At 68.9% G+C, this 7,556-nt stretch carries 6 protein-coding genes; 4 read left to right on the top strand and 2 right to left on the bottom strand.

Translation table 11 applies throughout. The features are described from left to right. Together AIIKEEIJ_RS10775 and AIIKEEIJ_RS10780 are read right to left on the bottom strand one after the other, a co-directional pair. On the bottom strand, window positions 1-347 hold a 347-nt coding region (locus AIIKEEIJ_RS10775), incomplete at its 3' end, for a helix-turn-helix domain-containing protein (RefSeq protein WP_161995617.1). Between the two features lie 59 nt (window positions 348-406). Beyond that, entirely contained in the window at window positions 407-1,555 is a 1,149-nt protein-coding gene (locus tag AIIKEEIJ_RS10780) for a globin domain-containing protein (RefSeq protein WP_161995618.1), read from the bottom strand. A gap of 533 nt (window positions 1,556-2,088) precedes the next feature. Here AIIKEEIJ_RS10780 and aceA point away from each other — a divergent pair. The 4 genes from aceA to AIIKEEIJ_RS10800 form a co-directional block, all read left to right on the top strand. After that, window positions 2,089-3,378, top strand: a complete 1,290-nt coding sequence (gene aceA / locus AIIKEEIJ_RS10785) for an isocitrate lyase (protein WP_006932982.1) — start codon at window positions 2,089-2,091, stop codon at window positions 3,376-3,378. Between the two features lie 120 nt (window positions 3,379-3,498). Next, complete coding sequence (locus tag AIIKEEIJ_RS10790) at window positions 3,499-4,395, top strand: 3-hydroxybutyryl-CoA dehydrogenase (protein WP_161995619.1); 897 nt, start codon at window positions 3,499-3,501, stop codon at window positions 4,393-4,395. Between the two features lie 108 nt (window positions 4,396-4,503). Continuing rightward, the gene (gene metE, locus AIIKEEIJ_RS10795; RefSeq protein WP_006932986.1) at window positions 4,504-6,789 is read left to right on the top strand and encodes a 5-methyltetrahydropteroyltriglutamate--homocysteine S-methyltransferase; all 2,286 of its coding nucleotides are present in this window, start codon (window positions 4,504-4,506) and stop codon (window positions 6,787-6,789) included. A gap of 84 nt (window positions 6,790-6,873) precedes the next feature. After that, window positions 6,874-7,556, top strand: a 683-nt coding sequence (locus tag AIIKEEIJ_RS10800; protein ID WP_238406300.1) for an alcohol dehydrogenase catalytic domain-containing protein, incomplete at its 3' end; no start/stop codon positions are given.

A 7,556-nucleotide genomic window follows, 5' to 3' on the forward strand; every position in this document is an offset into this window, starting at 1 on the left:
CGGAACCGCCGGTGCATGTTGACCATGGCCCGCGCCAGCCCGGGGTGCGCCGACACCATCGCGGCGATCTCTTGGGCGTCGGCGTCGATGCCCATCTCCTGATCGAGGGCCACCTCCCGCATCTCGGCGATGAGCCGGGTGTCGTCCTGTGACGAGAAGAACGTGGTGTCGACACCGAAGACCTCGCTGATGCGCAGCAGGACCGGTACGGTGAGCGGCCGCACGTCGTGCTCGATCTGGTTGAGGTAGCTGGCCGAGATCTCCAGGGTCTTGGCCAGCGCCGCTTGGCTGAGTCCCCGCTCGGTGCGCAGCTGGCGCAGGCGGGCGCCGACGAACGTCTTTGGCATCAGCCCAGCGTACGAGCGTCTACGCAGCTTCGCAACGACAGGTTCGCAACGTTAGCGCTCTACTCGAGTCCCAGCCAGGACCCCGGCGCGAAGGCCTCGTAGTGGACGGCGTCGGGCGAGACTCCCGCGCCGAGCAACGCCTGCCGGATCGACCGCATGAACGGGACGGGACCGCACACGTACACCTGCGGATCCTTCGGCAGCTCGACCCCGTCGAGCGGGGTGTGGCCGTCCTCGCGGAGCTCTTCGAACTCGGAGTAGCGGGTCAGCATGCGGGCCCGCGGCAGACGGTCGACCAGGGCCTGCGTCTCGGCGCGCCGCGCATGGTCGTAGCTGGACCGGTCGACGTGCACGACCAGGACCTCGCGCTCGGAGCGGTGCGCCGCCAGGTGCTGCAGCGCCGCGAGCGTCGGGGTGACGCCGATGCCGGCGGAGATCAGCACCAGGGGAGCGTCGGCGTCCTCGACGACGAGGCTGCCGAACGGATGCGAGACGACGAGTTCGGTGCCGATGCCGACGCCGCCGACGAGGAGCTGGGAGACGATCCCGCCCGGGACCCGCTTGACGGTGACGGCCCACTCCCCCGGGACGTGGCTGCGCACGAGGGTGTACTGGCGGATCTGCCGGGTGCCGTCTCCCAGGGTGGTCGCGACGGAGATGTACTGTCCGGGAAGGAAATCCGGAAGCGGGCTGCCCTCGAGGGAGCGCAGGGTCAGGGTCGCGACCTCCGCGCCGTCGAACTGGACGTCGGTGACCACGACGACGCGCCAGATCTGACCGGGCCGGACGCCGGCCTTGTCGTAGAGTGCCGACTCCTGCTCGATGAGCGAGTTGGCCATCAGCGTGTAGACCTCGCGCCAGGCCGCGGCGACCTCGGGGGTGACCGCGTCGCCGAGCACCTCGCCGATCGCGGCGAACAGCTGGTGCCGGACCACGTCGTAGTGGGGGGCCTGGACGCCGAGCGAGGCGTGCTTGGCAGCGATCCGGGCCATGATCGCGTCGATGTCGGCGGCGTCCTCGGTGACGAGGAGCGTCGCGAAGGCGGCGACCGAGCTCGCGAGCGCCTTCTGCTGCTCCCGGTTCTCCTGGTTGGTGCGGTTGAACAGGTCGGTCCGCAGCGACGGCGCGGCCGCGAAGAGCTTTTCGTAGAACAGTTCGGAGATCTGGCCGATGTGGGCGCCGACGACCGGGAGGGTGGCCTCGATCACCGGCTTCGACGTGGCGGAAAGGATGGCGCCCTCCTCGACTCGTGTGCGAGTGGGGAGTGGGCACGCCCGAGCGGCGTGACCGGCCCCGACTGGTCAACGCGCACATGGTAGTCGAGCGATCCTGGCCGACCCCCGATTCGACCGGGGCGACTTCCCGATTTGCCGGACCTCCGGGTGTGAAACTCATCACAATCTTCGTGGTGATCCGCGGCTCCGTCGCTGGTGGGCCGCGGGTGCGGGGCAGTGTCGTCGGCTGCCGGGCGGCGCGCCCGCCGGGGAACAATGCCGAGGTGATTGCTACCGACGGGTAGCTACCGGGGTCCGGGCCGGGTTCGTTGGACGCGCCAAAGATTTACAACCTTTGCAAAGCCTCGGGAAAAACTAGCGAAGATTGGCACTAGCAACAGGTAGACGGCACTTTCCGGGTGTGTCATTGTCGAGTGGTACATCCGAAAGGTTCGCGAAGGATGTGAAGTAGTACGCACGTACTGCAGAGCGTCCGGCGCGGATCCGATCTAGAGAGTGGAGCTTAGATGTCGACCACCGGCACCCCGAGGACCGCTGAGGAAATCCAGAAGGATTGGGACACCAACCCGCGCTGGAAGGGGATCACCCGCAACTACACGGCCGAGCAGGTCGTCAAGCTGCAGGGCACCGTCGTCGAGGAAGCCACCCTCGCCCGCCGCGGCTCGGAGATTCTGTGGGACCTCGTGAACAACGAGGACTACATCAACTCGCTGGGCGCCCTCACCGGCAACCAGGCCGTGCAGCAGGTCCGCGCCGGCCTCAAGGCCATCTACCTGTCCGGCTGGCAGGTCGCCGGTGACGCGAACCTGTCCGGCCACACCTACCCGGACCAGTCGCTGTACCCGGCGAACTCGGTGCCGCAGGTCGTCCGCCGCATCAACAACGCGCTGCTGCGCGCCGACGAGATCGCCAAGATCGAGGGCGACACCTCGGTCGACAACTGGCTCGCCCCGATCGTCGCCGACGGTGAGGCCGGCTTCGGTGGCGCGCTCAACGTCTACGAGCTGCAGAAGGCCATGATCGCGGCCGGTGTCGCCGGCTCGCACTGGGAGGACCAGCTCGCGTCGGAGAAGAAGTGCGGTCACCTCGGTGGCAAGGTGCTCATCCCGACCCAGCAGCACATCCGCACCCTGACCTCGGCTCGCCTCGCGGCCGACGTCGCCGACGTCCCGACGGTCGTCATCGCCCGCACCGACGCCGAGGCGGCGACGCTGCTGACCTCCGACGTCGACGAGCGTGACCGTGAGTTCCTCGACGGCACCCGCACCGCCGAGGGCTTCTACGGCGTCAAGAACGGCATCGAGCCCTGCATCGCGCGTGCCAAGGCCTACGCGCCGTACTCCGATCTGATCTGGATGGAGACCGGCGTGCCGGACCTCGAGGTCGCCAAGAAGTTCGCCGAGGCCGTCCGCAGCGAGTTCCCGGACCAGCTGCTCGCCTACAACTGCTCGCCGTCCTTCAACTGGAAGGCGCACCTGGACGACGCGACCATCGCGAAGTTCCAGAAGGAGCTCGGCGCGATGGGCTTCAAGTTCCAGTTCATCACCCTCGCCGGCTTCCACTCGCTCAACTACGGCATGTTCGACCTGGCCCACGGCTACGCCCGCCAGGGGATGACCGCATTCGTCGACCTGCAGGAGCGCGAGTTCAAGGCCGCCGCGGAGCGTGGCTTCACCGCCGTCAAGCACCAGCGTGAGGTCGGCGCCGGCTACTTCGACGCCATCGCCACCACCGTCGACCCGAACACCTCCACGGCAGCCCTCAAGGGCTCCACCGAGGAGGGCCAGTTCCACTAGGAACCGGCAACCGGATGTAGGTGCGCGGCGGGATCTCGGACGACCAGGTCCCGCCGCCGCCGTATCCACCCCCTGTCAGAACCCCTTTCACGACCCCCCACATGACGAGTAGGAGCTGACGTGACCAGCGAAAAGATTCAGCGCGTCGGCGTGATCGGCGCCGGGATCATGGGCGCAGGTATCGCCGAGGTGTGCGCACGCGCTCATGTCGACGTACTTGTGTACGAGCAGTCCCGCGAACTCGCGGCTGCCGGGCGTGCCCGCATCCTCCGGTCCCTCGACCGCGGTGTCAGCAGCGGCAAGATCACCGAACGGGAGCGTGAGCAGGCCGCCTGGCGGCTGCGCTTCACCTCCGATCTCGGCGACTTCGCCGATCGCCAGCTCGTCGTGGAGGCGGTCGTCGAGGACGAGAAGGTCAAGGCCGAGATCTTCGCGGAACTCGATAAGATCGTCACGGATCCGAACGCGGTGCTGGCGTCCAACACCTCGTCGATCCCGATCATGAAGCTGGGCATCGCCACCACCCGGCCCGAGCGGGTCATCGGCATGCACTTCTTCAATCCGGTTCCGGTGCTGCCGCTGGTCGAGCTGGTCACCACGCTCAAGACCGGCCCCGCGGTCTCCCAGCGCGCGGAGGCCTTCGCCTCCGAGGTGCTCGGCAAGCAGGTCGTCCGGTCCTCCGACCGGGCCGGCTTCATCGCCAACGCGCTTCTCGTGCCCTACCTGCTGTCGGCGATCCGGATGGTCGAGTCCGGCTTTGCCACCAAGGAGGACATCGACAAGGCGATGGTCCTCGGGTGTGCCCACCCGATGGGTCCGCTCGCGCTCACCGATCTGGTGGGCCTGGACACGGTCAAGTCGATCGCCGACTCGATGTACGGGGAGTTCAAGGAGCCGCTGTACTCGGCTCCGCCGCTCCTGCTGCGTATGGTCGAGGCCGGCCTCGTCGGCAAGAAGTCGGGCGCCGGCTTCTACGAATATGCCGACAACGGTCGTGCCGCCAAGAAAGTCAGCTAGGTAGGTAGCACCACACCGCACCTCGGCGCCCGTGTGCCGACAGCACAGCCGCCGCGCTGACTGTCGGGACACGGGCGCGAGGTGCATCGAGGGAAAGGTCGACCCCGAATGGCCAGCACTGCAGACGGATACGGCTCGAGCATCCTCGGGTATCCGCGCATCGGACCCCGTCGTGAACTCAAGCGTGCCCTCGAGGCCTACTGGCACGGCACCGGGACCCGCGACGAGCTCGTCGCGGTGGCCCGCGAGATCCAGGAGTCCACCTGGAGCGAGCTCGCCGCCACCGGGCTCACCCAGGTGCCCGGTAACACGTTCTCCTACTACGATCACGTGCTCGACAACGCGCTGCTGTTCGGTGCGATCCCCGAGCGGTTCCGCCCGCTCGTCGGCGAGCTCGACCCGCTCGACTTCTACTTCACGCTGTGCCGGGGCCGCGAGGACTTCCCGCCGCTCGAGCTGGTCCGCTGGTTCGGCAGCAACTACCACTACCGGCAGCCCGAGCTCGACGAGAACACCACCTTCGCGCTGAACTCGGCGGCGGTGCTCGACGAGTTCGAGCGCGCCAAGGCCCGCGGTATCGACCTGCGTCCGGTCGTACTCGGTCCGGTGTCGCTGCTGCTGCTGTCCAAGGTCTCGCAGACGTCGGAGCAGGACGGGTTCTCCACCCTCGAGCTGCTCGACCGGCTGCTGCCCGAGTACGAGAAGCTGTTCGCGGAGCTCGCGCGCGCCGGCGCCTGGTGCGTGCAGCTCGACGAGCCCTCCTTCACCGAGGACCGCACCCCGGAGGAGCTCGCGGCCTTCGCGCGCGCCTACGACACGCTCTCCCACGCGCCGCTGCGCCCGCGCCTCCTCGTCACCGGCCCCTACGGTCACCTCGGTGAGGCGTTGCCCATCCTGGCCGCCACCAAGGTCGAGGCCATCGGTCTCGACCTGGTCAACGGCCGGATGAGCGCGGAGGAGCTGGCCGCGGTGCCGGGCCTCAAGCGCAAGCGCATCTACGCGGGGGTCGTCGACGGCCGCAACGTGTGGAAGGCCGACCGGCACCGCACGCTCGAGTACCTGAGCAGCCTCGCGGCCGTGACGCCCGACCTGGTGGTCTCCACGTCGTGCTCGCTGCTGCACGTGCCCTACGACGTGCTCGCCGAGTACGACATCCCCGGCGACGTGGCGGACCGGCTGGCCTTCGCCAAGCAGAAGGTGGGCGAGGTGGTCTCGCTCGCCAAGGCGCTGACCACCGGCGCGGAGGAACGGTGGCGCAAGCCGCCGACGTCGGTGCACTTCAAGCAGAAGCACGCGATCCGCGCCCGCGTCAACGCCCTGCGGCCCGAGCACCGGCGCCGCGTCCCGTACGAGGAGCGGCGCGCCGCGCAGCAGGAGCGGCTGAAGCTGCCGCCGGTGCCGGCGACCACGCTGGGGTCGTTCCCGCAGACGGACGAGATCCGCAAGGCCCGCTACGAGCTGGGCGAGGGCCGCATGTCGTGGGACGACTACGTCAAGCGCATCCAGGAGGAGATCGAGTCCACCGTCCGGCTGCAGGAGGACATCGGCCTCGACGTGCTCGTCCACGGTGAGCACGAGCGCAACGACATGATCCAGTACTTCGCCGAGCTGCTCGAGGGCTTCGCCACGACGCACTTCGGCTGGGTGCAGGCGTACGGGTCGCGGTGCACGCGCCCGCCGATCCTCTACGGCGACATCGTGCGGCCGAAGCCGATGACGGTGGAGTGGATCGCGTTCGCGCAGTCGCTGACCGACAAGCCGGTCAAGGGCATGCTCACGGGCCCGGTCACGATGCTGGCGCGGTCGTATGTGCGTCAGGACCAGCCCCTGCACGAGACGGCAGACCAGTTGGCGCTCGCCATCCGCGACGAGATCGCCGACCTCGAGCGGGCGGGCATCGCCATCATCCAGGTCGACGAGCCCGCCATCCGGGAACTGCTGCCGTTGCGGCAGGACGGCCGGGCCGAGTACCTGGACTGGGCGGTCGACGCGTTCCGGCTCGCGACCGGGGGCGCCAAGCCCGAGACGCAGATCCACACGCACCTGACCTACTCCGGTCAGGCGTCGGTGGTCGACGCGATCGAACGGCTCGACGCGGACGTCACGGCGATCGTCGCGACCCGCTCGATCCGCTGGGTGCTCGAGGCCATCAAGGACAAGGCCCTCACGCACGGTGTCGGCCCCGGCGTCTACGAGAGCCGATCGGCGCGCATCCCCGACATCGACGAACTCGACGAACTGCTCAGCACCGCAGCGGAATCCGTCGAACTCGACCGCTTGTGGGCGAATCCGGACGGCGGGCTCAAGACCCGGCACTACTGGCAGCTCGAGCCGTCGCTGCGCAACCTCGTCGCCGCCGCACGTCGTCTGCGGCGACGCGCGGCCGGGCAGTAGGCCGGCAGGCCGCCTCCGTCGACGCGCACCCGCGGACAGCCCCCGCGGGTGCGCGTCGTGTCGCCGGCCGGTAGGCATGTCTGCATGACTACCGTTGCCGCGTACGCCGCCACCGCGGCGGACAGCCCCCTCGTCAAGACCACCATCGAGCGGCGTGAGCTCGGTCCGCTCGACGTGCTCATCGAGATCAGGTACGCCGGGATCTGCCATTCCGACATCCACACCGCCCGCAACGAGTGGGGCGGCACCCGCTACCCCGTCGTTCCCGGGCACGAGATCGTCGGGGTGGTGAGCGCCGTCGGCGCCGAGGTGACCAGGCATGCCGTCGGCGATCGCGTCGGCGTCGGCTGCTTCGTCGACTCGTGCCTCGCGTGTGAGGCCTGCACCAGCGGCGACGAGCAGTACTGCACCAGCCGGGTCACCGGCACCTACAACGCCGTCGGCCGCGACGGCGAGGTGACCCAGGGCGGCTACTCCACCCACATCGTCGTCACCGAGCACTTCGTCCTGAAGATCCCCGACGGTCTTGCGCTCGACGCCGCGGCGCCGTTGCTCTGCGCGGGCATCACCCTGTTCTCCCCGCTCCGGCACTGGGGCGCCGGACCGGGCAGGAAGGTCGCCGTGATCGGGATGGGCGGGCTCGGCCACGTCGGAATGGCAGATCCCGGCGTACCTGATCTCGATGAGCACGTCGAGCGGACCGAGCTCACGCCGCTCGATGGTGGTCTTGACGAGGGGGCTGTCCGCCGCGGTGGCGGCGTACGCGG

It is taken from the genome of Rhodococcus sp. YH1 (assembly GCF_009939605.1).
Taxonomy (GTDB): domain Bacteria; phylum Actinomycetota; class Actinomycetes; order Mycobacteriales; family Mycobacteriaceae; genus Rhodococcus; species Rhodococcus aetherivorans.